Origin of the sequence: Oligoflexus sp. (assembly GCF_035638955.1) — a bacterium.
Lineage (GTDB): Bacteria > Bdellovibrionota_B > Oligoflexia > Oligoflexales > Oligoflexaceae > Oligoflexus.
Genome location: NZ_DASQYZ010000429.1, coordinates 1 through 2,303, shown reverse-complemented (window position 1 = coordinate 2,303; position 2,303 = coordinate 1). Strand labels below are relative to the sequence as shown.

General features: G+C 46.0%; 1 protein-coding gene and 1 pseudogene. Both read left to right on the top strand.

Features of this window, described 5'->3' with window-relative positions:
* The coding region (locus VE954_RS35800; protein ID WP_324962152.1) for an IS6 family transposase at positions 1-544 on the top strand (544 nt) is incomplete at its 5' end.
* A 114-nt stretch (positions 545-658) separates the two neighbouring features.
* Positions 659-1,692, top strand: a pseudogene (locus VE954_RS35795) (IS481 family transposase).
* The last annotated feature ends 611 nt before the right edge of the window (positions 1,693-2,303 follow it).

Below are 2,303 nucleotides of genomic sequence, written 5' to 3'. Positions count from 1 at the left end.
TGGCGCGGGTATCAGTAAAAGGTTGGATCGGTGGAAGCCGGATGAGCCGAGAGGTTCCCGTCCGGTTTTAAGAGGGGCTCTGGATGAAACGCCAGGGTCTACTCACCCTTATATCAAGGTCAAAGGCCAGTGGAAATACCTTTACCGGGCAGTGGATAAGGAAGGCAATACTGTGGACTATTTGCTAACAGCAAAGCGTGATAGAAAAGCCGCAAAGCGCTTTCTCTTAAGGGCTATCAAATTAAATGAGGAACCGGTAAAAATCACTATCGACAAAAGCGGAGCGAATACTGCTGGCATCGAAACCTATAATGACGACGAAGGCACCGATATCGAAATTCGTCAGAATAAATATTTGAACAACATTATCGAGCAGGACCATAGGCCCATCAAACAGCGATGCAGAGCCACCTTGGGATTCAAGACTTTTCGAACTGCAAGGATTATAATTGGTGGCTTTGAGTCGATGAGAATGATTCGAAAGCGGCAGGTCAGAGCAGAGGGTAATACCTCTGCTGAGATCTTCCATTCCGTCGCTGCATGATTTGTAGAAGTTGCGACTTGATCTTACAACATGCCAAGAGAATTGGTAGAGTTACCCCAACACAACCAAAAACAAATGGATCCTGGCAGATCCAAATGCGGGGTAACTCTGTAAATGAATTCTACTCAGAAGCTAATAAAAAACAAGATGGGACTTCTGAACCTTGCTGAAGAGCTGGGCAATGTGTCCAAAGCCTGTAAAGTCATGGGTTTCTCAAGGGATACATTTTACCGCTACAAAGAACTCGTCTATGAGGGAGGTTATTGAAAACCTCGCTGAGAAGACACGACGCAAGCCAAACATCAAGAACAGAATTGATCAAAACGTTGAAGATGCTATCAATGGGCTGGCTATTGAGTTTCCTGCATTTGGTCAGGTTAGAGCCAGCAATGAACTTCGCAAACGGGGAATTTTCGTGTCAGCCGCAGGAGTTCGATGCGCATGGATTCGCAGCGACCTTGAGACCATGAGAAAGCGTCTCAAAGCCCTGGACAGGAAGGTTCAGGAAGAAGGTATCATTCTTACAGAAGCCCAGGCTGCTGCCTTGGAAAGGAAGAAGGATGACGACGTTGCTTGCGGTGAAATTGAGACTGTTCACCCCGGCTATCTCGGCTCGCAGGATACTTTTTATGTCGGGTGTTTGAAGGGAGTTGGCAGAATTTACCAACAGACCTTTGTCGACACCTATTCAAAGGTAGCCATTTTGCAAGCTCTACACGACCAAAACCCCCATCACAGCTGCCGATCTTCTCAACGATAGGGTAATCCCCTTCTTTGATCATTATCATGCTCCAGTGCTCCGAATTTTGACCGACCGGGGCACGGAGTATTGTGGTCGACCTGATTCCCATGACTTTCAGCTATACCTTGCTGTCTGCGACATCGAGCATACAAAGACGAAAGTCCGCCATCCTCAAACGAATGGCATTTGCGAACGCTTCCATCGTACGATTTTAAATGAGTTTTACCAGATAGCGTTTCGAAGGAAAATCTACCAAACGCTTGATGAGCTTCAAATTGACCTTGACGTTTGGTTGTCCGAATACAATAACGAGCGCACTCACCAAGGCAAGATGTGCTGTGGTCGAACTCCGATAGCGACATTCCTTGATGGGCTTGGAATAGTGAGGGAAAAGATGTTGAACTGAACTTGAAATTACAGTCAAATTTTTGAGCTAACAACAGGGGTAACCTGTACGATCAAATCAAAATTTTTACACATGATTGCTCGCAAATCCAGACATTTTCCTGCTCAGCGTTTGCAAACGCAACAGAGCCATTTCTAGACGGTCCCCATGCAATCCCTACAATCTTATGCATGGCCGACTACTGTATAAATTCGCAGTTCCATTTGTTTATAGGGCCTCCGGTTGCTGCTTGACTGTAGCATTCATCGAACCCTTCACCGCCATCTATATCAGTATTTCCATATGTATTCGCGAACAAAATGTCCTTCCCCCCCTCGCCAATAATTACTGTTTTAAATTCAAAAGTATCAGAATTACTGCCTGTTATGGTGTCATTGCCAGGACCTCCGATAAGTATATCACCGCCGTATTCCGAGCCGCTGATTTCATCGTCTCCTATTTCTCCGTAAACATGGATACCGATGCCAGTCGTACGGAATGTGTCAGCATTTTTGGGACAGCGCTAAAGAAAGTTTAAGAAACTTTTCTACCCGAGTACGAACACGGACTGTCGCGTGACTGGGATATTGATTCCAACTCGATCCTGTGGAATCGCAAGCTTGGGACCGCGC